The 24741-nt window shown below is 68.3% G+C and carries 22 protein-coding genes; 9 read left to right on the top strand and 13 right to left on the bottom strand.

From position 1 onward, the window contains the following. Nucleotides 1-15: 15 nt before the first annotated feature. The 5 genes from BLW75_RS07605 to BLW75_RS07585 all read left to right on the top strand — a co-directional run bounded on the left by BLW75_RS07605 (nt 16) and on the right by BLW75_RS07585 (nt 6459). On the top strand, nt 16-1650 hold the full coding sequence (locus tag BLW75_RS07605) for a PucR family transcriptional regulator (RefSeq protein WP_241783336.1): 1635 nt from the start codon (nt 16-18) through the stop codon (nt 1648-1650). 123 nt (nt 1651-1773) lie between these two features. Then, nucleotides 1774-3162 carry a serine hydrolase gene (locus BLW75_RS07600; protein WP_034307174.1) on the top strand — a complete coding sequence of 463 codons (1389 nt, stop codon included), beginning with the start codon at nt 1774-1776 and terminating at the stop codon, nt 3160-3162. Next, nucleotides 3159-4061 carry a serine hydrolase gene (locus tag BLW75_RS07595; protein ID WP_034307172.1) on the top strand — a complete coding sequence of 301 codons (903 nt, stop codon included), beginning with the start codon at nt 3159-3161 and terminating at the stop codon, nt 4059-4061. Before BLW75_RS07600 ends, BLW75_RS07595 begins: the two co-directional genes overlap by 4 nt. Before the next feature lie 10 nt (nt 4062-4071). Continuing rightward, complete coding sequence (locus BLW75_RS07590; protein WP_034307169.1) at nt 4072-5670, top strand: ABC transporter substrate-binding protein; 1599 nt, start codon at nt 4072-4074, stop codon at nt 5668-5670. A gap of 321 nt (nt 5671-5991) precedes the next feature. Further along, nucleotides 5992-6459: a hypothetical protein gene (locus tag BLW75_RS07585; protein ID WP_091597064.1), complete on the top strand. Its 468-nt coding sequence runs from the start codon at nt 5992-5994 to the stop codon at nt 6457-6459. 152 nt (nt 6460-6611) lie between these two features. On the opposite strand, the gene ispG is transcribed toward BLW75_RS07585, so the two are convergent. From ispG to BLW75_RS07555, 6 genes are all read right to left on the bottom strand, one after another. Next, a complete protein-coding gene (gene ispG / locus BLW75_RS07580; RefSeq protein ID WP_034307166.1) occupies nt 6612-7727 on the bottom strand; it encodes a flavodoxin-dependent (E)-4-hydroxy-3-methylbut-2-enyl-diphosphate synthase in 1116 nt (371 codons plus the stop codon). Next, the gene (locus BLW75_RS07575) at nt 7724-9466 is read right to left on the bottom strand and encodes a 1-deoxy-D-xylulose-5-phosphate synthase (protein WP_091597062.1); all 1743 of its coding nucleotides are present in this window, start codon (nt 9464-9466) and stop codon (nt 7724-7726) included. Before BLW75_RS07575 ends, ispG begins: the two co-directional genes overlap by 4 nt. Continuing rightward, nucleotides 9463-10434 (bottom strand): 4-hydroxy-3-methylbut-2-enyl diphosphate reductase, encoded by a 972-nt coding sequence (gene ispH / locus BLW75_RS07570; RefSeq protein ID WP_091597059.1) that lies wholly within the window; start codon nt 10432-10434, stop codon nt 9463-9465. Before ispH ends, BLW75_RS07575 begins: the two co-directional genes overlap by 4 nt. A gap of 18 nt (nt 10435-10452) precedes the next feature. Then, on the bottom strand, nt 10453-11496 hold the full coding sequence (locus tag BLW75_RS07565) for a family 2 encapsulin nanocompartment cargo protein polyprenyl transferase (protein WP_034307164.1): 1044 nt from the start codon (nt 11494-11496) through the stop codon (nt 10453-10455). A 1-nt stretch (nt 11497) separates the two neighbouring features. After that, on the bottom strand, nt 11498-11680 hold the full coding sequence (locus BLW75_RS07560) for a hypothetical protein (protein ID WP_034307162.1): 183 nt from the start codon (nt 11678-11680) through the stop codon (nt 11498-11500). 245 nt (nt 11681-11925) lie between these two features. Next, nucleotides 11926-12951: a terpene synthase family protein gene (locus tag BLW75_RS07555; protein WP_034307159.1), complete on the bottom strand. Its 1026-nt coding sequence runs from the start codon at nt 12949-12951 to the stop codon at nt 11926-11928. 600 nt (nt 12952-13551) lie between these two features. On the opposite strand from BLW75_RS07555, the gene BLW75_RS07550 reads away from it, so the two are divergent. The 3 genes from BLW75_RS07550 to BLW75_RS07540 all read left to right on the top strand — a co-directional run bounded on the left by BLW75_RS07550 (nt 13552) and on the right by BLW75_RS07540 (nt 16804). Further along, complete coding sequence (locus BLW75_RS07550) at nt 13552-14520, top strand: terpene synthase family protein (RefSeq protein ID WP_143055304.1); 969 nt, start codon at nt 13552-13554, stop codon at nt 14518-14520. Nucleotides 14521-14780: 260 nt separating this feature from the next. Next, entirely contained in the window at nt 14781-16124 is a 1344-nt protein-coding gene (locus BLW75_RS07545) for an NsdA family TPR-like regulatory protein (RefSeq protein ID WP_034307142.1), read from the top strand. A gap of 338 nt (nt 16125-16462) precedes the next feature. Beyond that, on the top strand, nt 16463-16804 hold the full coding sequence (locus BLW75_RS07540) for a hypothetical protein (protein WP_034307141.1): 342 nt from the start codon (nt 16463-16465) through the stop codon (nt 16802-16804). Between the two features lie 76 nt (nt 16805-16880). Here BLW75_RS07540 and BLW75_RS07535 read toward each other — a convergent pair whose 3' ends face one another. The 3 genes from BLW75_RS07535 to BLW75_RS43175 are packed head-to-tail and all read right to left on the bottom strand — an operon-like array spanning nt 16881 to nt 19552. Then, nucleotides 16881-17597, bottom strand: coding sequence for an SDR family NAD(P)-dependent oxidoreductase (locus BLW75_RS07535; protein WP_034307481.1), 717 nt, complete (start codon nt 17595-17597; stop codon nt 16881-16883). A gap of 15 nt (nt 17598-17612) precedes the next feature. Next, the gene (locus BLW75_RS07530) at nt 17613-18743 is read right to left on the bottom strand and encodes an ROK family transcriptional regulator (RefSeq protein WP_091597056.1); all 1131 of its coding nucleotides are present in this window, start codon (nt 18741-18743) and stop codon (nt 17613-17615) included. Beyond that, entirely contained in the window at nt 18740-19552 is an 813-nt protein-coding gene (locus tag BLW75_RS43175) for an MFS transporter (RefSeq protein WP_395766696.1), read from the bottom strand. Before BLW75_RS43175 ends, BLW75_RS07530 begins: the two co-directional genes overlap by 4 nt. Here BLW75_RS43175 and BLW75_RS44160 point away from each other — a divergent pair. Beyond that, entirely contained in the window at nt 19436-19762 is a 327-nt protein-coding gene (locus BLW75_RS44160; protein ID WP_158005364.1) for an MmyB family transcriptional regulator, read from the top strand. The two genes, BLW75_RS43175 and BLW75_RS44160, sit on opposite strands and share 117 nt — an antisense overlap. Nucleotides 19763-19769: 7 nt before the next feature. Here the strand turns inward: BLW75_RS44160 and BLW75_RS07515 are convergent, their stop codons facing one another. Genes BLW75_RS07515 through BLW75_RS07500 form a run of 4 tightly spaced genes read right to left on the bottom strand, consistent with a single transcriptional unit; the run spans nt 19770 to nt 24739 of the window. Then, nucleotides 19770-20909, bottom strand: a complete 1140-nt coding sequence (locus BLW75_RS07515) for a CoA transferase (RefSeq protein ID WP_034307138.1) — start codon at nt 20907-20909, stop codon at nt 19770-19772. After that, nucleotides 20902-21720: an enoyl-CoA hydratase/isomerase family protein gene (locus BLW75_RS07510; protein ID WP_034307136.1), complete on the bottom strand. Its 819-nt coding sequence runs from the start codon at nt 21718-21720 to the stop codon at nt 20902-20904. The genes BLW75_RS07515 and BLW75_RS07510 overlap by 8 nt, the downstream gene beginning before the upstream one ends. Continuing rightward, nucleotides 21717-23411 carry a CoA-transferase gene (locus tag BLW75_RS07505; RefSeq protein ID WP_034307133.1) on the bottom strand — a complete coding sequence of 565 codons (1695 nt, stop codon included), beginning with the start codon at nt 23409-23411 and terminating at the stop codon, nt 21717-21719. Before BLW75_RS07505 ends, BLW75_RS07510 begins: the two co-directional genes overlap by 4 nt. Beyond that, nucleotides 23408-24739, bottom strand: coding sequence for a phenylacetate--CoA ligase family protein (locus BLW75_RS07500; RefSeq protein WP_034307475.1), 1332 nt, complete (start codon nt 24737-24739; stop codon nt 23408-23410). Before BLW75_RS07500 ends, BLW75_RS07505 begins: the two co-directional genes overlap by 4 nt. Nucleotides 24740-24741: the final 2 nt, after the last annotated feature.

Here is a 24741-nt window from a genome sequence, read left to right as displayed (position 1 = left end):
GGAGTGCGGACACCGGTGCCGAGCAAACCGCATACGAGTCTGAGCCGCGTCATCGAAGCACTCGGGGGCGTGCTCCTCGAGCCGATCGCGGTCGGCCGGGACACCCGTCGCCACCTCGGCGGCGTGGTGATCCACGACCCGTACGACGACGCCGAGTTCCCCGACCGAGCAGTGGTCCTCGGGGTCGGGGTGCGCGATCCCGGTGAGATCGGGAAGCTGCTGCACGAGGTCGGCGAACGCGGCGCGTCCGCGCTGATCGTGCGCTCGCCGACCTCCGCTCCGGCCGAGCTGGCGCGGGCGGCCGCGTCGTCCGGGGTGGCGTTGATCGGGCTGGCGAGCAGGGCGTCGTGGACGCAGCTGGCCGCGATGCTCCGCACGTTGCTGGCCGAGGGCGACGTCGGCGACGTCTCCCCGGAGGCACTCGGCGGAATCCCGACCGGCGATCTGTTCGCGCTGGCCAACGCGATCGCGGCGCTGCTCGACGCGCCGATCACCATCGAGGACCGTGACTCGCGGGTGCTCGCTTTTTCCGGCCGTCAGGACGAAACCGATCCGCCGCGGGTCGAAACAATCCTCGGCCGCCAGGTACCGGAACGCTACACCCGGGGCTTGGAGCGGAGCGGCTTCTTCGACCGCCTCTACCGCGAGACGGGTCCGGTCTATTTCTATCCGGACGACGAGGATGGCGAGAACCGTCCCCGGGTGGTGGTCGCCGTCCGGGCGGGCGATGAGGTGCTCGGCTCGATCTGGGCCGTGGTCGATCACGCGCTGAGCGAAGAACGTGCGGTGGCGCTGGCGGAAGCTTCGAAGATCGTGGCATTGCACCTGCTCCGGCTGCGGGCCGGAGCCGATGTCGAACGTCGGCTGCGAGCCGATTTGGTGAGCACCGCGCTCGAAGGCGGGCGCCGGGCCCCGGAAGCCGTCGCACGCCTCGGCCTGCTGGGCCAACCCGCCGTCGTGCTCGCGATGGGTTTGCTCGACCCGGCCGACGACGGCCCCTGGCTCGCCACCGAACGCCAACGCGTCGCCGATGCCCTCGCCATGCACTTGAGCGCGGTCCAGCCGCGCTCGGCGGTCGCGCTCATCGGCGAGGTCGCGTACGGAATCGTGCCGGTACCCGGAAATCACGGCGATCATCAGGAACGCGCGGTACGCGTCGCGACCGCTTTCCTGGAACGAATCGGGCACCGGGTCTCCGCGGCGATCGGCGTGGGACCGCCGGCACTCGAGGGTGCGGGCCTGTACGACTCCCGCAGCGGGGCGGACCGGGCGTTGCGGGTGCTGCTCGGCAACGGTGGCTCCAAGCGGGTGATCACGGCCGAGGACGCGCACGTCGACGCGCTGATGCTCGAGCTGGCGGACCTTGCCGCGGCCCGCGGCGATGCCGCGACCGGGCCGATCGCGAGGCTGCTGGCCTACGACCGGGAACACCAGTCCCAGTTCGTGCACACGCTGCGGTGCTGGCTGGATTCGTTCGGGGACATCAACGCCGCGTCGGCGGCGGCATATGTGCATCCGAGCACCTTCCGCTACCGGTTGCGCCGGCTGGCCGAGGTAGGCGAAATCGACCTCGACGACCCCCGGGACCGGTTCGCGGCGATGGTGCAGCTGCATCTGCTGCTCCATGGCAAGTGGTCCGGAGAAGCCTGACACCCCTGTCCGTGCGGATGAACTTTCCCCACCGGTCTCCTCGGTTCGGACGAACAGGGGACGTCCCGCCGCGACTTAGCATTCCCGCAACGCCGGACCATCCACACCGGACAAGAGGTGCGCATGTCGAAAATTTCCGAGATCGATACCTGGCTCCGGGAGAACTTCTCCCTCTTGCTGGACAAGCACCAGGTGCCCGGTGCCGCGATCGCCGTATTCGCCGACGGCGAGATCGTCGAGCACGCGGCGGGTGTCGTGAACACGGCCACCGGGGTGGAGTCCACAACGGACTCGGTGTTCCAGATCGGGTCGATCACCAAGATCTGGACGACCACGTTGATCATGCAGCTGGTCGACGAGGGCCTGGTCGACCTCGACCGTCCGGTGCGCGACTACCTGCCCGAGTTCCAGGTCGCCGACGCCCGCGCCGCGGCCACGATCACCGTCCGGCAACTGGCGTGTCACACCGGCGGGTTCGAAGGCGACGTTTTCGCCGACACGGGGACCGGCGAGGACGCGGTGGCGAAGCTCATCCCGCTGCTGTCGGACGTCCCACAGCTATTTCCGCCGGGCGAGCGGTTCTCCTACAGCAACGCCGGCTTCTGCGTGCTCGGCCGCATCGTCGAGGTGCTGCGAGGCAAGTGCTGGGACGACTGCGTGCGCGAACGGCTGATCGGCCCGCTCGGCCTGACCCATGCCGGCTGCGGGGCCGAGGACGCCATCCGCCATCGCGCCGCGGTCGGTCACATCCTGCCGGAATCGGGCGGCGAGCCGGTGCCCACGAAGGTCTGGTCGCTCGCCCGCTCCAACGCACCCGCCGGTGCGACGCTGGTCATGCGCCCGCGCGATCTGCTGACCTTCGCCCGCATGCACTTGAACGAGGGTAAGGCCGACAGCGGTGTCCAGGTGCTGTCGCCGGAATCGGTGCGCGCGATGCGCGAACGGCAGGTCGCCGTGCCGGATCTCGGCATCATGGGCACACACTGGGGCCTCGGCTGGGTGGACTTCGGCTGGCAGGGCGGCACGGTGGTCGGCCACGACGGCGGCACGATCGGCCAGTCGGCCTTCCTGCGGATCGCGTTGGAGCGCGACGTCGCGTTCGCGTTGCTGACCAACGGAGGGGCGACGCTGAAGGTCTACCACGAGATCGCCGCCAAGCTGATGCGCGAACTCGCCGGGATCACGGTCCCGCCGCTGCCCGAACCGGATCCCGCACTGGCCCCGGCCGATCTTTCCCGGTACGTGGGGGAGTACTCGTCCCGGGTCGTCTCCACCGTCGTCACCGCCGAGGGCGGCCGGCTCTGGCTGCGGCGCACCCCGAAGGGGGAGTTCGCCGAACTCGACGAGCCCTCGGGCACGGTGGAGTTGCTGCCGTGGCACGGTGAAACCTTCGTCGCCGTCATTCCGGAAGTCCCCGGCGCTTACGTGGCCCACGAGTTCGTCGGCGACGACGGCACCGGCCGGGCCCGGTTCCTCCACACCGGACGCGCGGACCGGCGGGTGTCGCGATGAACGACATCCGCGAACGGATCGAAGCCGTGTTCGCCGCCGCGGGTGCCGAAGGGTCGCTGCACGCGAGGGAAATCGGTGTGCCGGACGGGGCCGAGGTGTCGGTCGGCGCCGACGATCAGGTGGTCCTCGCCTCGGTGTTCAAGATCCCGATCGCGCTCGCCTATGCCAAGGAAGTGGTGGCCGGACGGCTCGACGAGACCGAATACACGAAGGTGACCGCGCGGTACCGGATCGGCGGCATCGGCACCGCGGGCTGCGCCGACGACGTGGAGATGACCTGGCGCGACCTCGCCTGGTTCATGCTCACGATGAGCGACAACGCGGCGACCGACCTGATCTGGAACCGGATCGGCCAGGAGACGATCTGCCGGGCGGTCGCGGATCTCGGGCTGAGCCGCACCCGGCTGATCGGCTCGTGCGAGGACTCGTTCCGGATCGGGATCGCCGAACTCGGCGGGACCGATCTCGCCGAGATCGACGCCCTGCTGGCCGAAGCCACCGACGAACAGGTGCGGAACCTGTCGATGTGCGACCCGGAAAGGGAAACCTCGTCGACGCCGCGCGAGACGACCGAACTGCTCGACGCGATCTGGACCGACCGGGCAGGCGAACCCGAAGCCTGCGAACGCGTCCGGACGATTATGGCCCAGCAGATCTGGCCGCATCGGCTGTCCTCCGGATTCCCTTCAGACGTACAGATAGCCGCGAAGACCGGGACCCTGCCGGGCATCCGCAACGAGGCGGGAGTGCTGACCTTGCCCGAGGGCCGCCGGTTCGCGGTCGCGGTGTTCACGCGCGCCCATTCCCTCGACGATCGCCTTCCCGAAGTCGACGCGTCCATCGGCGCCGTCGCCCGGCTGGCAGTCGATCACCTCCTTGCCGAAAACGCGACACCGTAGGAGAACTCCCATGAAAACTGCTCGGCACACCGCCGTGACGGCAGTAGTGGTGGCTTTGACCGTGAGCGCGTGCGCGGCCCCGGCGCCTTCCGGGACGGATCCGACCGCGAACCGGAACCTGGCCGACGGCAAGACCTTCACCTACGCCGTCGCTTCGGATCCGGGGACGCTCGACCCGGCGCTCACCGTGCTCTCGATCGCCGGCGAGATCGGTCGTTATCTCTATGACGGGTTGCTCGGCGTGGACGGCAAGGGGCAACCCGAGGCCGGGCTCGCGGCACAGTGGGAGGCCACCACGACCACCGCGTCCTTCACCCTGCGCAAGGGCATCACGTGTCCCGACGGGAGCCCGCTCACCGCGACGGACGTCGCGGCGAACATCAACTTCATCGGCGACCCGGCGAACAAGTCACCGATCGCGGGCAACACCGTGCAGGTGGGTACGAAGGCGGTCGCCGACGACGCGGCGGGCACCGTGAAGGTCACCAGCGGGGCACCGGACGCGTTCCTGCTGCGCAACACCGGCAACGTCCCGATCGTCTGCGCGAAGGGTCTCGCCGACCGCAAGACGCTGGCCAAGGGCGAGAACGGCACCGGCATGTTCACCATGTCCGAGATCGTCCCGAACGACCACTACACGCTGACCCGGCGCAAGGACTACAACTGGGGTCCGGGGACCTTCGATCCCGGGCAGAAGGGCTTGCCGGACAAGGTGGTCATCCGGGTCATCCCGAACATGACGACCGTGACGAACCTGCTGCTGTCCGGTGAACTCAACGCCGCCCAGGTGATCGGGCCGGACCAGCAGCGGCTGCGGGCGCGCGGGTTGTTCCACGCCGACATGACCGTGGCGTTCGGCGAGTTGTGGTTCAACCAGGCGCCCGGCCGGTTCGGCGCGGACCAGGCGATGCGCCGCGCACTGGTGCAGGCACTCGACCTCGCCCCGGTCGCCAAGGTGCTGACCCGGGACGCAGGCGCCCCGGTCCGGGGCTTGATCACCATGGAACCCCTGGCGTGCACCGGCGACTCCGCCACCGGGCACATCCCCGGCTTCGACCTCGCCGCGGCCAAGGCCGCGCTCGAAGCGGCAGGCTGGAAACCGGGCCCGGACGGCATCCGGATGAAGGACGGCAAGCGCCTCGCACTGACCGCCATCTACGGCACGCAGATCGGCGCGACCATGACACCGGCAGCCGAGCTGATGCAGCGGGGCTGGAAGGAGGCAGGCGTCGACGTCACGCTCAGGGGCCTGGACAGCCCGGCGACCAGCCAGACGCTGTTCGCCACCGGTGACTGGGATATCTCGATGGCCCCGGTCAGCCTGAATCTGCCGAGCCAGCTGATCCCGTTCGTGTCCGGCAGCCGTCCCCCAGAGGGCACGAACTTCGCGCACATCGACAATCCGCGGTACGACGCGCTGGTCGCCAAGGCGGCCACCCAGGTCGGGACAGCGGGCTGCCCGGACTGGCTGGCCGCGGAGACCGCGCTGTTCGAACGCCAGGACGTCGCACAGTTCGCGAACTCGGTGCTCCCGACCTTCGGGAACAAGGCGCGGTTCGAGATTTCGAACACCTTCCTTCAACCGTCGTCGATCCGCATGTATGCCTGACGACCGGCGTGGTCGCCCCTTCGCCCAGCGGCTCGGGGTAGAGCTGCCGACGGGAGCGCGGAACACTGACGCCGGATGCCAGGAGACGTCCTCGAATAGCTGAGTTGGTTACTTCGAGCGTCTCTTGACGACCTTGCCGTCCTCCGACCCCGTCGGCGGTGAGGCTGTTGTCAGGCGGCGTTCGGCCACGCGGCGTGCGGTTAGCGCGCCGTGAGAACGATCTTCCGCTCTTCGGGTGATCGTTTCCTCTTTCCGCTGACGAAGCCTGCTCGCGGAGTGGGTGAATGGCGTTCTGAGGGAACAACTTTGGGGAGGGAAACTATGCGATGGAAGACATCGCTGGTCATTTTCGTCATGGTCCTCACGGCCTCGTTCGCCGCCGCGGCACCGGCGTCGGCGGAACCGATCACCGCGGAATCCACGGCGGAGTGCGAGCGCGGGGTGAACGGTTTCGTGGACATACCCGACGGTCTCACTGGCGAGCCGGTCCGCGTCATGGTGGTGGGCGGGCTCATGACGGTGACCCTGTACAAGGGCTATGTCCAAGGGCTGCGCGGGTGGGCGCACGCGCGTGGTGCCACGCAGGCGGGCGACCTGGTCTGGATGGACTGGACGAAGAACGGCGGCCTGAGCTGGATCCAATGCGGGCCGTTCGTGATCCCTCATGCGCAGGCCACCAAGACCAGCGCGGCGCAGCGGACGGACCCTTCGCCGACCTGGCAATTCCGGGCCTGCGGCATGTTGCGTGATCAGCCGCGGACCACCAAGTGCACCGAACCCTGGTGGTGAGCGTTCAGTACCAAGCACAGCGAGGATTTCCGGCGTCGGCCGAACTCAAGCCGGGTCGGTGTCGAGTACGCGACAGTCTGCGGCTGGGAACCAGCCCGTCAGTGGCGCTGGGGGGGGATTGGGTGTGGAGAACTCGGGCAGGGTGAACACGGCTACTTCCCGTCCGCGGTCATGTGCTCGGTGAGTCGCAACGCCTCTTCGAGGAGGGTTTCCACGATGGCGCTTTCCGGAACGGTTTTGACGACTTCGCCGCGGACGAAGATCTGGCCTTTGCCGTTGCCGGAGGAGACGCCGAGGTCGGCTTCACGTGCTTCACCGGGCCCGTTGACCACGCAGCCCATGACCGCGACCCGCAACGGGATCGGGAAGTCCTCGAAGGCCGCGGTGACTTTTTCGGCGAGGGTGTAGACGTCCACCTGGGCACGACCGCAGGACGGGCAGGACACGATCTCCAGCCGGCGCGGGCGCAGACCGAGTGATTCGAGGATCTGGGCGCCGACCTTGACCTCCTCGACCGGTGGGGCGGACAGTGACACCCGGATGGTGTCGCCGATGCCTTCGTTGAGCAGGATGCCGAACGCGACGGCGGACTTGACGGTTCCCTGGAGCAGTGGTCCCGCTTCTGTGACGCCGAGGTGCAGCGGGTAGTCGCAGCGGCGCGCGAGGAGCCGGTACGCCGAGACCATCACCAGCGGGTCGTGGTGTTTCACCGAGATCTTCAGGTCACGGAATCCGTGTTCTTCGAACAAGGAGCATTCCCACAACGCGGACTCCACCAGTGCCTCCGGGGTCGCGCTGCCGTGTTTGGCCAACAGCCGCTGGTCCAGCGAACCGGCGTTGACGCCGATCCGGATGGGTGTCCCGGCGGCCGCGGCGGCGGCCGCGATCTCGGCGACCCGGTCGTCGAACTTCTTGATGTTGCCGGGGTTCACCCGGACCGCGGCGCAGCCCGCGTCGATGGCGGCGAAGACGTACCGCGGTTGGAAGTGGATGTCCGCGATGACCGGGATCTGTGACTTCGCCGCGATGACCGGGAGCGCGTCGGCGTCGTCCTGTGAGGGGACGGCGACCCGCACGATCTGGCAGCCCGCGGCGGTGAGCTCGGCGATCTGCCGCAGCGTGGCGTCGATGTCGGAGGTGAGGGTGGTGGTCATCGACTGCACGGAGACGGCCGCGTCGCCCCCGACCGGCACGGAACCGATCATCAGTGGTCGGGAAGCCCGGCGACGCGGCGCCGGGACCGGTGTGCCCAGCAGGATGGAGGTCATCGGCGTTCCTCGGGCAGCGGTGAACCGGTGGCGTTGGTGAGGCGTTTGAGGATGGTGGCCGCGATCCCTGCGGCGTCGAGGCCGTGGGCGCGCAAGATCTGGTCTCGGGGGCCGTGTGACAGGAATCCGGGCGGCAGGGCGAAAGCCGCGACCCGCGGGGGCGGCTCGGCGGCGGTGGCCGTCGTGGTGAGGGCTTGGGCGATCCGGGTGCCGAGAGCGCCGGTCGTGGTGGTGTCCTCCACGGCGAGGACCACGTCGTGGACGCGCGCCAGTGCGAGCAGTGCCGGGTCGAGTGGAGCGATCCAGCGTGGGTCGTACACGGTGGTCGGCACGCCGTGCTGGGCGAGTTCGTCGGCGGCGGCCAGGCAGGCCGCGGCCAGCGGGCCGACCGCGACCAGCAACACCCGTGATCCCGGATCCTCGCGGAGAACGTCGCCGTGGCCGACGCGGCGCAGCGACGGGATGTCCGGCCCGGCGGCGGACTTGGGGTAGCGGATCGCGGTCGGGGTGTCGGTGACGTCGACGGCTTCGCGCAACAGATCCCGCAGCCGGGTGGCGTCGCGGGGTGCGGCGAGCCGCAGTCCCGGCACGATCGGCAGCACGGAGGCGTCCCACATGCCGTGGTGGCTGGCGCCGTCGGGTCCGGTGATCCCGGCGCGATCCAGCACGAAGGTGACGGGCAGCCGGTGCAGCGCGACGTCCATCAGGACCTGGTCGAAGGCCCGGCTCAGGAAGGTCGAATAGATCGTGACCACCGGATGCAGCCCACCGAAGGCCATGCCCGCGGCAGAGGTGACCGCGTGCTGTTCGGCGATGCCGACGTCGAACACCCGATCGGGGAAGGCCGCGGCGAACTCGCCGAGTCCGCAGGGGCGCAGCATCGCCGCGGTCACGCACACCACGTCGTCGCGCTCGGCGCCGATCGAGGTGATCTCCTCGCCGAACACCGACGTCCACGTCGCCGCACCCGGGGAACTGGGCAGAGCGGTCTCGGGATCGACGACCCCGACCGCGTGCAGGCAGTCCGCGTCGTCCTGCTCGGCGGGCGGATATCCCTTGCCCTTGCGGGTGACACAGTGCACCACGACCGGGCGGCGTATCGCCTCCGCGCGCCGCAACGCGTGTTCCACCGCCGCGACGTCGTGGCCGTCGACCGGGCCGAGGTAGGTCAGCCCGAGGTCGGCGAAGAGGTTGCCTTGCGTGGCGTCGCACAGCCGGGCCAGATGCTGGGCCAACCCGCCGACGGTCGGGGCGTAGGAGCGGCCGTTGTCGTTGAGCATGATGATCACCGGCCGCTCTGGGGCCGCGGCGATGTTGTTGAGCGCCTCCCAGGACATGCCGCCGGTCAGAGCGCCGTCGCCGACGAGCGCCACGATCCGGCGATCGTCGCCGCGTAAGGCGAACGCCTTCGCGAAACCGTCCGCATAGGACAGTGCGGTGGACGCGTGGGAGTTCTCGACGACGTCGCACGGAGACTCCGCGCGCGACGGATACCCGGACAGGCCACCAGGCTGGCGCAGAGAGTCGAAACCGTCGCCGCGGCCGGTGAGGATCTTGTGGACGTAGGCCTGGTGCCCGGTGTCGAAGAGCAGGATGTCGTGGTGGGGATCGAAGACCCGGTGCATGGCCAGTGTCAGCTCCACCACCCCGAGGTTCGGACCCAGGTGACCGCCGGTGTGGCAGACCTTCTCGATCAGGAAGTGGCGGATCCGCGCGGCGTGCTCGACGGGACTGGTCATGAGAGCCTCGCGGGCACGGGCAGGGAGAAGCGCACGGTCTCGCGGGTGGATTCCCGCTCGGCCACCGTGACCGGACCGAGCAACCGCAGTGCGTCGAGGACGTCATCGACCAGCTGTTGCGGGGCGGACGCGCCCGCGGTGACGGCGACGCACCTCGTCTCCGCCAGCCAGTGCGGGCGGAGGCCGCCGGCGTCGTCGATGAGGTGAGCCGGGGTGCCGTGCTGATGGGCGAGTTCCACCAGCCGCACCGAATTGGACGAGTTGGCCGAGCCGACAACGAGTACCAGGTCCGCCTCCGCCGTGATCGCGCTCAGCGCGTCCTGCCGATTGGTGGTGGCGTAGCAGATGTCATCGGACGCCGCGCTCCGCAACGCGGGATAGCGTCGTCGCAGGGCTTCGATGATCTCGGTGGTCTCTCCGACGGCCAGGGTGGTCTGGGTCAGGTACGACACGCGGGCCGGGTCCGGCACGTCCAGGTGTGCGACATCGGCGACGTCCTGTACGAGGACCGTGTTGCCGGGAGCCTGTCCGAGGGTGCCCTCGACCTCCTCGTGTCCGGCGTGTCCGATCAGGACCACGGTGTCGCCGCGAGCGGCGAACCGGCGCGCTTCGGTGTGCACCTTGGCGACCAGCGGACAGGTCGCGTCGATCACTTCCAGCCCTCGTTCGGCGGCCTGCGCGTGCACCGCGGGGGACACCCCGTGTGCGGAGAACACCACCGTGGCGCCGGCGGGGACCTCGTCCAGTTCGTCGACGAAGATCGCGCCTCGAGTCCGCAGGTCGGCCACGACGTGGGTGTTGTGCACGATCTGCTTGCGCACATAGAGGGGCGGTGGCCGCAGCCGGAGGAGATTCTCGACGACCTCGATGGCACGTTCGACCCCGGCACAGAACGAGCGCGGAGAGGCGAGCAGGACCGTCCGCGGTCCGAAGGCGACCTGCCAGGCAGGATCACGGATGTCGATCATGCGTCCTCCTGGGAAGTATCAGCGATCGCGTTGCGTGACCAGCTGGGCGAGCGCGGTCATTCTCGTCACCGCGCCCCGAGCCGACGCCACGCTCGATAAACTTTGCAGTGCTTGCGCCAGCAGTCGCTCGGCCTGCTTCTCGCTCCAGGCTCGGCCACCAGCCAGATCGATCAGCTCGGCGGCCCTCGCCAGCTCGTTCGCGGACAGGGGTGCATCACCCGCGTACAGGTCGGCCAGTTCCCGCCCAGCGGGCGTACCGGAACTCAGCGCGGCGACCACCGGTAGGGACTTCTTGCGGTTCTGCAGGTCGGAGTACACCGGTTTGCCGGTCTTGTCCGGCTCACCCCAGATCCCCAGTAGGTCGTCCACGTGCTGGAAGGCCAGGCCAAGGCAGCTGCCGAACTGCCGCATCCGCTCGATGTTCTCGGCGGTGGCTCCACCGAACGAGGCGCCGAGTGCGCAGGCGCAGCCCAGCAGGGAGGCGGTCTTGTCCTCCGACATGCGCAGGCACTCGGCCGGTGACACCACTGAGCGGTGTTCGAAGGACATGTCGACACTTTGTCCGTGCACCAGCTGCTGGACAGCCGCGGCGAGCATCTTCAGCCCGGCGGGCGCGGCCGGGTGCCTGCTCCCGGCCAGCACTTCGAAGGCCAACGTCAGCAAGGCGTCTCCGGTGAGGATCGCGGCGCCGACCCCGAACACGCTCCACGCGGTCCGCCGGTGGTGGCGGGTGGTGTCGCAGTCCATGACGTCGTCGTGCAGCAACGAGAAGTTGTGCACCAGCTCGACCGCGACGGCGGCAGGGAGTGCCTCAGCGGGCCGGCAACCGGCGGCTTCAGCCGAGAGCAGGGTCAGCGTGGGACGGATCGCCTTGCCGCCCCCGCCGATCTTGGCCGGGCGGCCGTCTTCGTCCCACCACCCGAAGTGGTACCCCGCGATACGCCGGACCGGACCGGGCAACGCGTCCACCGCCGTCCGCAGCGCCGGGACGATCGTGGCCTTGCCGGACGCCAGCGCTTCGCGAGCCGACCCGGCCGTGCGTGGTGGTTCGAGTTGAGTCATGTCAACGGCCGATCTCGACCTGATCAAGCACGCCCATCGCGTCGGAGACGAGAATCGCCGCCGAGTAGTACGCGCTCACCTCATCGCGTTCGACCACGGTGTCGCTGACCTGATCGGGTAAGAATCCCCAGCGGGATTCGACCATCTCGGTGATCTTGGCTCGCCGAAGCGCGCGATCGGCCACAACTCACCTCCAGCCCAGTGCGGTGTGAGTCCCCAGTACATCGTCGAGCCTGCCGATGGCGCAGCCATTTCAGCACCCCGGAATGTTGAACGTGTTGAACGCCCGCCTTCCTGTGCAGGCTTTTTGTCAGGAAGTTGGCTGAAGTGGGATCGCGGAGACCTGGCGTGAGCCGTCTGGACGGTGCGCAGAGTTGAGGCAGGAACACTGCCTCGACCGGTTTCGTCTGTGCTGATCGCGCGCCCTGCCTAAGGATGTTCGGATTCGGGTAGTGCGTAGGCGCGGTCGAGACCTTCCAAGTAGCCGACGTATGGGCGGCCTTGACCTGCGTCAGGTGCGTAGCGCGGCGACTCGCCGCACCAGTCGTGATTGCCACGCATGCACGCTCGCAGTGCTCCGGCATACCGGCACACTCGTGCCCATTCGGAGTCGGTGAGGTGGAGTTCAGCGCGCACGGTGGGAAGGGAGCTCTGCAGCACGACGAACGAGTCGGTCCAGTCCTGGACCATCGTCCGGCAGTGGCCCACCGCCCGCTCTGTGTCCCAGCCGTGGTGCCGGCACAGGACCAAGACGATGTTGTGCAGGTCGCCGTCGGCGACCTCCTTGTCGAGGGACAGCACGTCCTGAACGACATCGATCACCTGAGCGGAGAGGTGGCAAAGCTGTCGGACGGTTTCATGGCGGGCCACCCGCAAGGGGAGCTCGCAGTCGTCGATCCGCTCGGCCAGCATCATGATGATGTCTGTGGCCCCGGTCCGGATGCGCAGATCAAGATAGCCATCGGGGAGCAGGGTCGCTTGGTCCCGGCGGTTGGCAGCCTCCTCGATGTAGCCTTGCAGAAATCGGGCGAAGCACGCTGCGGCGCGGGCCTGCCAGGCCGAGCTCATTCCCTCGGTCAACCTCTCCCAGATGTCGGTGAAGGCTCGCTCCGCTGGAGACAACGGGGACGGGCCATCGGCGTCGAGAATGGCGACGTGGCGCTGAATGAGCTCACGCACGTGATCCGGCCGGTCGGCCAGCGGCCCGTCGAACTGCCCGTCGGCTGCCATCATCCAGCCGTAGAAGTCGGTCGCCAGCAACAGTTCAGGACCGCGCGCGTCCGGGTGAAAATGTGCCGCGCACCGATGCGGGCACCAGGACATCAGGCGGTCTATTGCGGCCGGGCTGGCCAGCAGACCGCTGTCCACCAGCCAACGACGATGCCGCTGCGCGACCTCGGTCAAGACGGGCAGTTCGGCCGCAGGGAAAGGCAGATCGAATACGGCGCGCTCCATTGCGGCTCCTCCTGGGTCCTTCAGCGCCGGCGAACCAGGAAAGCCGGCGATCCCGGCCGGTCGCGAGCGCGGTCGCAGGCCTGGCAGCCGGAAGCGTGCCGCCAATCGCCGGTCTGCGCGGTAGCGCTCCGTAGTACACCAAGGGACGTTGTAGTGGCATAGATGTAGGGATCACCTGAGTGTTGATTATGTTGAACGGCTGCGTACCGGTACGCCATCGGCGAGCGCTCAGTCAGGAGGCGTGGGCCGCGCCCGTGGCCGGATTCGAGCGCAGGGCATTGCCGCAGACCGGTTCATGTGCGGTTCATTCGGGTGAAAGTCAACAATTCTTTTCCGCGAACCCGGCGAGGGTAGCCTAACGTCGGAGTTCGTTGGACACAGCGCAGGAGGAGGATAGCGGAACGCAGGTTCGTGGCATGGCAGTTTGGTGGAAGAAAATCGTCGACAGCCAGGAACACCGAGTTGCTCTTTGACTCGAGATGTCGGTGCTCCGAGCGAAACAGACGTGGCACTAGCCGAGCTCTGCGACGGATGAAACGTGGAGGACTTGTGAGCCTGGACCATGATGACCGAACTGTCTCCGAACCCCTGGAGTTCCCCATGCCGTTCCAGGCACGGGTGAACCCTCACTTGGACACGCTGCTCCAGCGGTCGGAATCCTGGGCCCGTGCCATGGGAATGCTCAGCGGCGGCGCGCATCCCGACCACTGGGCGATCTGGGATGACTTGCCGGTGTTCCATAAGATCGCCGCCCCTGAGCTGGCTGCCTATTGCTGGCCTGTCGCGCCGCCTCACGAAGCCGCGCTGCTCCACGACACCATGGTCTGGTACTTCGCGTTCGACGATCACTTCCAGTGCCAGTACAAGGTCTTGAGGGATATCGACGGAGCACGCGAGCATGTCGAACGCCTGACGGCCTTCATGCCGCTGACGCCGGACGCACCCGTTCCCTCGCCGAGGAACGCCGTGGAGGAAGGGCTGGCAGACCTGTGGCCTCGGCTCATCGAGTCACGACCGGCACGCTGGCGGAGAGGCTGGAAGGACGCGATAACCCTGTTCTGCGCCGGCGCGATCGAGGAGATGGTCCACCTTTCGACCGGCAGAGTCCTCGACCTCGTGGAATACATACAGCTGAGGAGGGAGACCTTCGGCTCGTACACCGCGGCGTTCTATGTGGACATTTCCACCGGTGTGATGATTCCTGAGAAGATCAGGGACAGTCGGGAGATTCAGGTCCTGCTCGATGCGTTTATGGATTACATGGCCTTGATCAACGATATCTTCTCATACGAACGGGAAATCGACGACGAGGGATGCGCGACCAACCTGGTCTTGAGCGTCCAGAATTTGCTGGGCGTTCCCTTGCCGCAGGCCGTGAGTGTCGCCAACGACCTCGTCAGTGCGCGCTTGCGCCAGTTCGCCTACACGATGGACGTGGAACTTCCCGAGGCTGCCGCACGGCTGGACCTGAATGATGCCGAACGTACGGGTCTCGCGGTCTGGGTCGAAGGTGCGAGTGACTACTTGTCCGGCATCCTCGCCTGGCACATCAAAGCGGCGCGTTACTGAGCTACTCGGCGAAGTGGCCGAGAACGGGTCGGCGAACCGCTGCCGGAAGCAGCCGCCGTCGACGCCTTATCTCCCTGAGTGGCCAGGGCAGCTGACTCCTCTGCCGATCTGGGAAGGGTACCGCGGCCTGCCTTGAGGCCAGTGCGTTGCGGCTCCTGGTACACCGTCGGGATTTTGTGAAAACGTAGCCGGTCTGAGCCCTCTGGTTGGTGAGATTGTGGGACGTCGGCAGCGCTCCACCCGGACCCGTGAGGTGAACCATGCCGCGCCGTGCCCGCAATGACCGGCTTCGCGCACTGCTGACCGCCGCCGAGTGGAGCTACGACAACCTGGCCCGCACGGTGAACATCGCGGGCGCCGAGGCCGGCTTGCGGTTGCGCTATGACCGCACCGCCGTCGCGCACTGGCTCACGGGAAGCCGTCCGCGAGCCCAGGTGCCGATGCTGATCGCCGAGGTGCTGAGCCGCAGGCTCGGCCGGCCGGTCACCCTTACTGAACTCGGTTTCGAGGTGACCATGGCCGAGGAGAAGGTCGTCAGGCCGGCCAGTGCGCTGACTGTGCTGACTGATCTCGTCAAGGCCGATCTGAGCGTCGTGGGTCGTGGCCGGCTCGCGCGTTCTGTGTACCGGCTCGATGTGCTGGAGATACCGATGTGGCCGGAGCGGGCAGTGGAAGTCCATTGCCACCGCAGGCCCGCTCGGCAGACGTCCGGCACGGTCGGGATGGCGCAGCACATGGTGCGCGTTTTCGCCGCGGCCAACCACAAATTCGGTAGCGGCCACGCGAGGACCGCCCTGACCACCTACCTCGCCGACGACATTCTCCCGTCGTTGGCAGCCGAAAACAGCGACGCCGACCACCGTGAACTTCTGGGGGCTGTTCTCGACCTGACGCTGCTGTTGGGGTTCTCTTGTTTCGACAGCAACGAACACGGACTGGGGCAGCGGTACTACCGGATCGCGCTCGATCTGGCGGTCCTGACCTCCGACCCGGTCCGGTACGCGATCGTGCTCCGGGCACTCAGCCTGCAGGCCTATCACCTCGGGCACGGAACCGCCGCCCTGGGCTTGGCCTTGACGGCGCTCACGGTAGGGGATCGTCACGTCGAGCCACATACCAGCGCCTTCTTGCACGCGCAGGTGTCGCTGAGCTACGCCCTTCTCGGCCGAAGTGAAGCCGCGCTCGCCGCTCACCATCGCGCGCGGGAGAACCTCCGCCGGGCGACCGAAGAGAGACCGGTCTTCGGCTCGTACAACCGGGGCGAGCTGAGCTATCACGCCGCGTCGATCCGCGTGTTCGACGGCGATACCGCCGGAGCGGTCACAGCGCTCCATCGAGCGTTGCGCCACTATCCCTCCGGCGAGTGCCGCTCACTGGCGCTGACCCTGGCCGAACTCGCCGAACGGCAACTCGACCTCGGTTTGCTCAGCCGAGCCTGCACCGTGGCGCATCGTTTTCTCGACGTGTACCCAGGCCTTCGTTCCGGCCGCGTCACAACCGCGTTGGGGAATTTGAGGAAACGCCTTCAGTCGTTCGGGCGGCATCCGGATGCCCAGGCTTTGGTCCAGCGATGCGCCGCGCTACCCAGCCCCCGCCCCCGGTAGTACTTGGCCGGGCAGCTGAAGGCGCAGGCGTTCACTCCGTTGATCCGCAGCGAAGCGGAAATCGAGACAGATTGCGGCGTCGGTGTCGGTCTGTCGAAACGCCCGGCGGCGAGAGTGGCGGGCGCGCATACGGCAGTGCCGAAGCCACCAAGAGGCAGGGCGTTCTCCTAATGTAGCGACACTCGGCGGGCGAGCACTATACCGGATCGCATCGCAGGTCCTGAGCACATTCACCCGGGGCGGGGCACAAAGATGGGCGAACGGGTGGAGATCGATTCATTCCGATCGGAAACCGAGCAGGATCTGTCACGTCCAGCCAGCAAAAGAATGGATGTCCCATGCGCTCACACACAGTTCCCGTCGCGCTCTCGAGTGTCTTTGCCCTGGCCTTGATGATGGCCGGTACCGCTTCCGCGGACCCGCAAGAATTCAGCTATCTCTACTACAACGCGGAGCAGGAGATCCAGAGGGGCTCTTTGGTCGATCCGCCCGATGGCGACTGTATCGAGATCCCGGAAGTCGCGGCGGGCACCGGCTCCGCCTTCCGACCGGACAACTCGACAGGGCATATCGCGTACGTGTATAAGAAGAGCGGTTGTGAGGGGCTACCTGCCTTCGTCCTGACCCCGTACGGCAAGGGCTCGGATCGGCTCACCTTCCGCTCGGTGGCGTTCCTCTAGGTGGAGCCGTGGAAGTCAGTCGACGATGATGGCCTTGACGCCGATATGCGAGGTGGGCAAACGTTCCGCGCAGGAATCACGGTGTCGTCGGCTCGGGCAGTGCGATGGTCATCGCGCCATCGACGGTGACCGTTGCACCGGAGACGAAACGCGCCTGATCGCTGAGCAGGAAGGCGACCACCCGCGCGATATCGTCCGGCCGGGCGAGCTCGCCGAGCGGCTGCAGTGTGGTCAACGCGTCGCGAGTCTCTGTCTCCTGCCAGCGATGCGCGTTGCGCGGCACCATGACGAAGCCGGGCCGGACGATGTTGCACCGGAGACCGCGCGGTCCGAGTTCCACGGCGGCCGCGCGGGCGAGCGCCTCCAACGCCGCCTTGGCCATCGCGTACGGCGCCTGTCCACCCCAGGCCAGGCCCGCGTGGATCGAACTGACCAGCACCGCGGCGCACGGCCGCCCCGCGGCACGATCGGCCAGCCGCTGCAACGGTTCCAATGCGGACACCGCGCCGATGTCCAGCACCCGGCGCAGCGCATCTGCCGTCTGCTCGGCGAAGGGGGCACGATGCTCGCTCAGCAGACAGTGCACCAATCCGGACACGCCGCCGAGCGCGTCGAACGCGGCACCGACCGTATCCGGATCGGTGGCGTCACCACGGATCCACGGCAGGTCGGGTTGTCCCGGTGGCGGTGGCGCGATGTCGACGACCGCGACGTGCCGCCCCTCCGCCGACAGCGCGCGCACCACGGCCGAGCCGATACCGCCCGCGCCGCCGAGTACCACCACACCGCTCATGGTCACTTCCCTTTCTCATCGGGTGGTTCCGGCGGCGAAGAAAGCACGCACGACGAGTCCCGCCGCCGCGACGACCAACGGGTCGTCACCGGAACGTGGAAGAATCAAGGACTGTGGCGGTGTCGTCTCGACCTTGTCGCGCACCGCCTCGAGCCATCGGCCCGAGGACGCGCCGCTACCACCGAGGATGATCGTGTGCGGGCGCATCAGGTCGTACATCGTGTCGGCCAGCAGTGCCACCTGGGTGCTGCGCGCCTCGAGAAGCCCGATCGCGACCGGATCCGTATCCGCCAGCCGGATCAGGTCCGCCGGCGAGGACGCCGTGAGCCCGGCGGACCGGGCCGCGGCGAGCAGTGCCACATCCGTCCCGCACTCGTCGAAGCGCGCATGACCGCGACCGGCGAGGCAGGGTACGAGGATGCGGCCGAAGGTGCCCTGGACGACGCCGTCCGGGCCAGCCTCCGGCCTGCCGAGAAACCCGGTCTCCGCCACATTGCCGATGAACAGGTACAGGGCGCTGTGCCGACTCAGCCCGCCGCCGAAAGTGAGCTCGGCACCCAGCAGCGCGCACACGTTGGCGTCCACCACGACTTCGAGCCCGGTCCAGTCGCGCAACGGGCCGGCGATCCGGACGTCGGTCCACCCCAGGACGTCGTTGCGTACGACACGGCCGCCTGCCCGGTCCACTTCCCCGCCGACCGTCACCCCGATGCCCATCACCGGGCCGGGCGCGGAACCCGCCATCCCGGCGGCCAGTTCGGCGGCACGCCGCAGGGTGGCGCTGCTGTCCGCCGGATCACGGTTCTCGGCGTGGGTTCTGACGCTGTGCCCCGCCAGATCCGTCAGCCCGACAGTGGTTCGTTCGAGGCCGAGGTGCACGCCGACGGCGTACCGGCTGGACGGGTCCAGCTCCACCGGCACCCGTGGTCTGCCGAGCCGGGTGGACCACCCGTCGAGTTCACGGACGATACCGGCGGACAGCAAAGGCTCGATGATCCTGCTGACGCTGCCGTGGTTGAGGGACAGCTCCTTCGCGATATCACTACGTGCCAGCGGACCGCGCTGGACGAGCAGCTGGAGCACGGCGGCCGTGTTGGCCTGCCGGGCCCGGCGCGGCTGGGTTCCGCTAAGGCGTGGCTGATTCATTCTCGCGCTGTCTCCCCGGACTCGACGCCGTTGACTTCCTCGAGTTCGACACCGGTGGTGGCCAGCCACGGCGACGCCAGCACGATCACCGCGCTGACCAGGAACGCGCAGGCGTACCACGCGACGACTGTGATCCCGTGCTTCTGCGCCAGCATGGGCGCCAGGAACACGTTGAGCGCGATAGCAAGCCGGGTCACGCACTGAGCGATACCGGAGCCGAGACCCCGCAACGAGGTGGGGAACGCTTCGGTGCTCCGCACCCAGGACAGCACGCCCGGGCCGAACCAGGTCAGCATGGCGTAAACGACCCAGAAAGCGATCAGGCCGCCACCGGCGCGCTCGCCGGTGAACGCGATGCCCAAGCCGGCGCCGAACACCCCGAGGCAGGTCCACACGCCCAGCCAACGCCGGTTGATCCGGTCGATGATCGCGGCACCCGCCACTACGGCGACCAGCCCCACCACGAAACCCAGCAGAGAGAAGTACAGGGTGTTGGAGACCCCGATGCCGGTGCTGCTGATGATCAACGGTCCCGCGACCGTCGCCACCGCGCCACCGAAGGCCTGAATGGCGAAGAACGCCGTGACCGTCGCCAGCCTGCGCCACGCACCGCCGGCCAGCAGCATCCGGTAGCTCCGCTTTTCCGAGACCTCGTGTTTCGGCGGTTCCAGCCCGAGCGCGTCGTAGATCCGCTGCGCCTCCTCCACACGACCGCGCGCGCTCAGCCACCGGGGCGACTCCGGCAGGAACTGCCTCGCCACCAGTACCGCGGCCGCGGGCAGCGCGGCCAGCCCGAACAGGGCGATCACCGCGTCACCGCTCGCGAGCGGGGCAGCAAGACGCTCCGCCACCCCGTCGCGGGTGAGCTGACGCTCGACTGGGACGCGCTCACCTGTACGAGTGACCCCGAGCAGCAGCTCATCGTCTGGACCGCCGAGCCCGGTACCGCCGCCCACGACGGCCTCAGGTTCCTGTCGTCGTGGGCGGCGAGCGAGGACCGCTCAGCGGCGGATCACTGAGAAGGCGCTACAGCAGTTCGGCGTTGTGCTGGCCGACCGACGGCGCCGCGAGGGGCGCGAGGCGGCCGCCGTCGACGAGGATCGGCGACTTCGGGGCCAGGTGGGGGCCGACACCGGGTTGGTCGATTTCACCGAACAGGTCGAGGTCGTGCAGGGCACCGCGGCCGAGTTCCTCGAAGGTCCGGTAGCGCTGCCACAGGATGCGGTGGCGATCCAGCGCGGCGGCGGCCTCGTCGAACGTGGTGCTTCGGAACCAGCGGGCCAGCAGCGTCGAGATCACGTCACGGTGTTCGTAGCGGGCGGATTCCCGCGAGAAGTCGATGCCCAGCGACTCGCTGAGTGCGGCGAACGCGGCGGTGAGACCGGTGGCTGTCAGCAGCTTCGTCCAATGGCGTTCGGTCAGCACCACGAGCATGACGCGAACTCCGTCGGCGGTAAGGAAGTCGCGGCCGTAGGTGCCGTAGACGTCGTTGCCGGACTTGGTCCGGTCGTGGTCGGTGACCTGTGCTTCCGCGAGGTAGCCGAGATTGCCCGCGGTGGCCAGGGCGACGTCTTCGAGGGCGACGCGGATCGCGCGGCCCCGTCCGGTCTCCTGGCGGTGCCGTTCCGCCGCGAGCAGGCCGATCGCCAGATACAGACCGGCGGCGACATCCCAGGCGGGCAGCACGTGATTGACCGGTGCTGGAGCCTCGGCGGAGCCGGTGATCAGCGGGAAGCCGCTGCCCGCCTGCACCGTGTAGTCCACCGCGGCGCCACCTCCGGGGCGACCTTCGAGCAGCACGTGGATCACGTCGGGACGACGAGCGGACAGCTCCGCGTAGCCGAGATCCGGATGCCGGTCGGTGTTGCTGACGACGACGCACGGTCCACCGTGGACGATCAGGTCCACGACCCGCTTCCGGTCCACTTCGGACTCCAGGTCTACGGCGACGGCGCGCTTTCCCTTGTTCAGCCCCGACCAGTAGAGACTGGTGCCGGAGTCGGCCAGCGGCCACCGGGTCCGGTCGGCCGCGCCACCGAGCGGTTCGACCCGGATGACGTCGGCGCCGAGCTGAGCCAAGGTGAGGCCGCACAACGGGGTCGCGACGTAGCTCGAGATCTCGACCACCCGCAAACCCATGAGCAGCGCCGGATTCGGGTCAGGCATCGTCGTCCTCCCGCCGGGTGAAGTCGGGCTTGCGGCGTTCGCGGTGGGAGGCGAGACCTTCGCGGACTTCCGGCCCGCCGAAGCCGTAGAACTCCAGCGCCAGTGAGGAATCGAAGATCGCGCCCGCGACCTGCCGGTACCACGCGTTCAGGCTCTGCTTGGTCCAGCGGATGGCGTCCGGGGCGCCGAGCGCCAACTCGCGCGCGACTTCTCGCGCGGTCGGCAGCAGATCAGCGTCCTCGTCGACGCAGAGGGAGACCAGGCCGATCCGCTCGGCTTCCTCGCCGGTCAACGGACGGCACGTCATCAGGTAGTACTTCGCCTTCGCCATGCCGCACAGCAGCGGCCAGCACACGGCGGCGTGGTCACCGGCCGCGACGCCGAGGCGGGTGTGGCCGTCGATGATCTTGGCGGTCTTCGTGACCACCGAGACGTCGGCCAGCACGCCCGCGACGAGGCCGGCGCCGACAGCGGGGCCGTGGATGGCCGAGACGATCGGCTTCGAGCAGTCGATGACGTTGTAGACCAGGTCTCGTGCCTCCCGCATCGTGCGGGTCCGCGTTTCGTAGTCGTTCGACAGCTTCTCGACCAGGTCGAACGAGCCGCCGGCCGAGAATCCCTTGCCCTCGCCACGCAGGAGGACGGCGTTCACGTCCGGATCGCGGTCGAACTCCCGCCAGATGTCGGCGAGATCCGCGTGCGCGGCTTCGCTGACCGCGTTGAGGTTCGGCGCGTCCAGGACGAGTTCGACGACGCCCGCGTCGTCCGGGCCGTCCACCCGGAGGTTCTCGAAACGTGCGTAGCGGCTCATGCGCTTCCCTTCTTGCTCTGACCCAGGAAAAGGCCTTCGCGGTCGTACTTGCGGATCTGGGCCAGGTCGTCGGCGCTCACCTCGGGCAGTTCCTTCAGATCGTCCGCCACCGCGAGCCCCCAGCCGCAGCGCGAACGGGCGTATTCGACGCGCTCGGAGAGTGGTTCGGAACCCGGCGCGACGTGGGTGAGGACGAGTTCGTCATCGCGCCGGGTCAGGATTCCGACGTCGGTCACCACGGCGCGTACGCGCGCGCCGGGGCTCGTGACGTAGTCGCAGCGCTCGACGAATCGGCGCGGGCTCATCGTTCCGACGACCAGCGTCTCGTCGGCGTTGGTGACCACGTCGTTCGCGCCACCCGAACCGACGAGGTGGGGGCCTCCGGTGATCCGGGTCGTGTTGATGTTGCCCAGCCGGTCGATCTCGGCCGCGCCGACGCAGGCGATCGACCGCGTGAACGGCCCGTTGACCACCGTGCCGAGCACCTGTTCGGTGTCGAGCAGCATCGACGACGTCGGGAAGTTCGCGAAGCTGAAGATGAACGGATCGTCCGGTGCCGGCGTGTAGTCCCAGAGCCCCAGCTCGGCCGCGAGCGCGACACGGTGACCCTCCGCCTTTGCCGCCTCGACACCCACCCAGGCCGCGAGATTCGCCAGACCCGCACCGGCGAGGACGGCGTCGGCGCCGGTCTCCGCTATCCGTGCCCGGACGAGACCGGCCAGCCAGGTGGCCGCGCGTTCGGCCGGCGTCGCGGGGCCATCGTGCTCGCCCCGGCCGGTGGGTGGCGTCGGCTCACCGGCGGAGCGGACGAGGGCGCCGAGCCTGGCCTCGCCGAGCTTCGCGAGATACGCGTCGTGGTCGGCGGGCTCGAGGATCCACTCCCGGATCCAGTCGTCGAACTCCGGCGATCGGCTCGCTTCCCGTGCGGAGATCCAGAACGCGACGTCCTCGGCGTATCCCTCGACCGGTAGCCGCGTGCCCGCGGGCCCGGCGAAGACCCCGCCTGGATGCGCTCCGAACGGTGCCTCGACGACGGCGAGCACCCGGTGCGCCGGAACACGGACCAGCGACGACCAGGGACGGAGATCATCGACGACCTTCTCCACCGTGGCGAGGACGCCACGACGGGCGGCGAACGCGCCGATCGACCCCTCGAACATCGGGGGAGCGATCGCGAGATTGCCCTGCCGGTCGGCGACCGCGGCGTGCACCAGCGCGACGTCCGGCACCAGAGGCGAGAGCAGGCCCACCCGGCCGAACCGGGTGTCGACCTCCTCGTAGCCTTCGTTCCCGGCCATCGACGAGTCCCGCACGGATCCGGTCACCACGGCGGGCACCCCGGTGGCGGCGGCCCGCAAACGCTGGATGTAACTCAGGAACGACCAGTTCTCGACCTCGACCGAACCGTCGGCGTATGCCTTCTGGAACACCGGATTCGGGGTGAACACCGGGAACGAGTCACCGGAATAGACGGTGACGACCTTCTCGACGCAGCCGGAGCGGAACAGCACGGCGCCGAGCGAGGAGAGGCTCGCCATGATCAGCGTGAATTTCGACGGCTGCCCCCAGTGCTGCCGGGCCAGTTCCCGGACCAGCGCGCTCCAGCGGCTGTGGCCCATCATCACGTGCACGGCGTCACCGGCGCGGACGTGCCGCGCGATTGCCTCGTCCAGGCGGCAGAAGTCGGTCATGAGGGCACCCGCTCGACGAGGTTGACCTTCACATGGTCTGGACGCTTCAACGAGCCCTGGGGGACGAAGCCGACAACGGTTTTGACGTTGAGGGCGGAACGGATCCGTTGTTCGATGGTCGCGCGGAGTCCTGCCTGCTGTTCAGGAGTCAGACCGGTGTCCTCCACGACGACCGGGAGCGGGCGTTGCGTCGAATGTCCCTCGAAGTCGGCGCGGATCCGCATCTCGCCAGTGGTCAGTTCGGCGACGAGTTGTTTGATCGCCGAAGGGAAGACGTTGATACCGCGAACGATCAGCATGTCGTCGGTGCGGCCGATGCACCGGACCTTGTAGCCGGTGCGGCCGCAGGAACAACCGGTCCCGGTGACGACGACGTGATCACGGGTGCGGAACCGCAGCAACGGGGACGCCCGGCGCCGCAACGCGGTGTAGACGAGTTCGCCTTGCGCGCCTTCGACCGGGGCGATCTGTTCGCCGGAATCGGGGTCGACGAGTTCGGCGATCATCAGGTCGGGGGAGAGGAAGTGCATGCCGTCGGCGGCTTCGCATTCACCCCAGTACGTGCAGGCGATGTCCGTGCCGCCCAGCATCTCCCGCGACGTCGCGCCCCACAGCGATTCGAGCTTCTCGCGGACCGCGGGAAGGCCACCGCCGGGTTCACCGCCGACACTGATCGCGCGGACACCGAGATCCCGCGCCGGACGGCCGACGATCGCCGGCGCCTGCTCGGCGAGATGGGAGAGGAAGTACGGAGTGCCGATCAAGGCGTTGGGGCGCTGATCGGCTTGGACTCGCAGGAGCCGTTCCGCGCCGGCCTCCGCCCCGACCGGGATGTCGACGATCCCCATGTACTGGAGGATCTGCACGATCGGAAGCCCGCCGACGAACCCCTTGCTCATGCCGAAGGCGTGCAGCAGCCGGTCACCCGGGCGGAAACCGTTGGCATACAACGCTCGCGCGCCGAGTTCACACCAGGTGGTGATGTCGCCGGACGTCAGGCCGACGTAGGACGGGCTGCCCGTGGTACCGGACGACGCCTGGATCTGCACGACGTCGGACAGCTCCGCGGCGGCGTGCGTGCCCAGCGGCGGGGCGGCGGCGAGGCTGTCGCGCAGTTCCTGCTTCTCGGTGAACGGCAGCCCGGCGAGATCGGCCACGGACCGGATCTTCGCCAGGTCGGCACCGAGCTTCGCTTGATAGAACTCGCTATGCGCGGCCAGATAAGCGGCCTGCTCACGCAGGCGTTCGTCCTGGACCGCCCGGGCGACGGCGGGCGGGAGGGTTTCGACCGCACTCCAATACTGTGCGGAAAAGGGTGTGACTGCCATTC

Source organism: Amycolatopsis lurida (assembly GCF_900105055.1).
GTDB lineage: Bacteria > Actinomycetota > Actinomycetes > Mycobacteriales > Pseudonocardiaceae > Amycolatopsis > Amycolatopsis lurida.
Note: the sequence above shows the minus strand (reverse complement) of the source record. Positions and strands in the feature narration are given on the sequence as shown.

Coding starts and splice junctions, on each gene's coding strand:
- BLW75_RS07600 (WP_034307174.1), top strand. CDS start 1,774: ATGTCGAAAATTTCCGAGATCGATACCTGGCTCCGGGAGAACTTCTCC.
- BLW75_RS07595 (WP_034307172.1), top strand. CDS start 3,159: ATGAACGACATCCGCGAACGGATCGAAGCCGTGTTCGCCGCCGCGGGT.
- BLW75_RS07590 (WP_034307169.1), top strand. CDS start 4,072: ATGAAAACTGCTCGGCACACCGCCGTGACGGCAGTAGTGGTGGCTTTG.
- BLW75_RS07585 (WP_091597064.1), top strand. CDS start 5,992: ATGCGATGGAAGACATCGCTGGTCATTTTCGTCATGGTCCTCACGGCC.
- ispG (WP_034307166.1), bottom strand. CDS start 7,727: ATGACCTCCATCCTGCTGGGCACACCGGTCCCGGCGCCGCGTCGCCGG.
- BLW75_RS07575 (WP_091597062.1), bottom strand. CDS start 9,466: ATGACCAGTCCCGTCGAGCACGCCGCGCGGATCCGCCACTTCCTGATC.
- ispH (WP_091597059.1), bottom strand. CDS start 10,434: ATGATCGACATCCGTGATCCTGCCTGGCAGGTCGCCTTCGGACCGCGG.
- BLW75_RS07565 (WP_034307164.1), bottom strand. CDS start 11,496: ATGACTCAACTCGAACCACCACGCACGGCCGGGTCGGCTCGCGAAGCG.
- BLW75_RS07555 (WP_034307159.1), bottom strand. CDS start 12,951: ATGGAGCGCGCCGTATTCGATCTGCCTTTCCCTGCGGCCGAACTGCCC.
- BLW75_RS07550 (WP_143055304.1), top strand. CDS start 13,552: ATGCCGTTCCAGGCACGGGTGAACCCTCACTTGGACACGCTGCTCCAG.
- BLW75_RS07545 (WP_034307142.1), top strand. CDS start 14,781: ATGCCGCGCCGTGCCCGCAATGACCGGCTTCGCGCACTGCTGACCGCC.
- BLW75_RS07540 (WP_034307141.1), top strand. CDS start 16,463: ATGCGCTCACACACAGTTCCCGTCGCGCTCTCGAGTGTCTTTGCCCTG.
- BLW75_RS07535 (WP_034307481.1), bottom strand. CDS start 17,597: ATGAGCGGTGTGGTGGTACTCGGCGGCGCGGGCGGTATCGGCTCGGCC.
- BLW75_RS07530 (WP_091597056.1), bottom strand. CDS start 18,743: ATGAATCAGCCACGCCTTAGCGGAACCCAGCCGCGCCGGGCCCGGCAG.
- BLW75_RS07515 (WP_034307138.1), bottom strand. CDS start 20,909: ATGCCTGACCCGAATCCGGCGCTGCTCATGGGTTTGCGGGTGGTCGAG.
- BLW75_RS07510 (WP_034307136.1), bottom strand. CDS start 21,720: ATGAGCCGCTACGCACGTTTCGAGAACCTCCGGGTGGACGGCCCGGAC.
- BLW75_RS07505 (WP_034307133.1), bottom strand. CDS start 23,411: ATGACCGACTTCTGCCGCCTGGACGAGGCAATCGCGCGGCACGTCCGC.
- BLW75_RS07500 (WP_034307475.1), bottom strand. CDS start 24,739: ATGGCAGTCACACCCTTTTCCGCACAGTATTGGAGTGCGGTCGAAACC.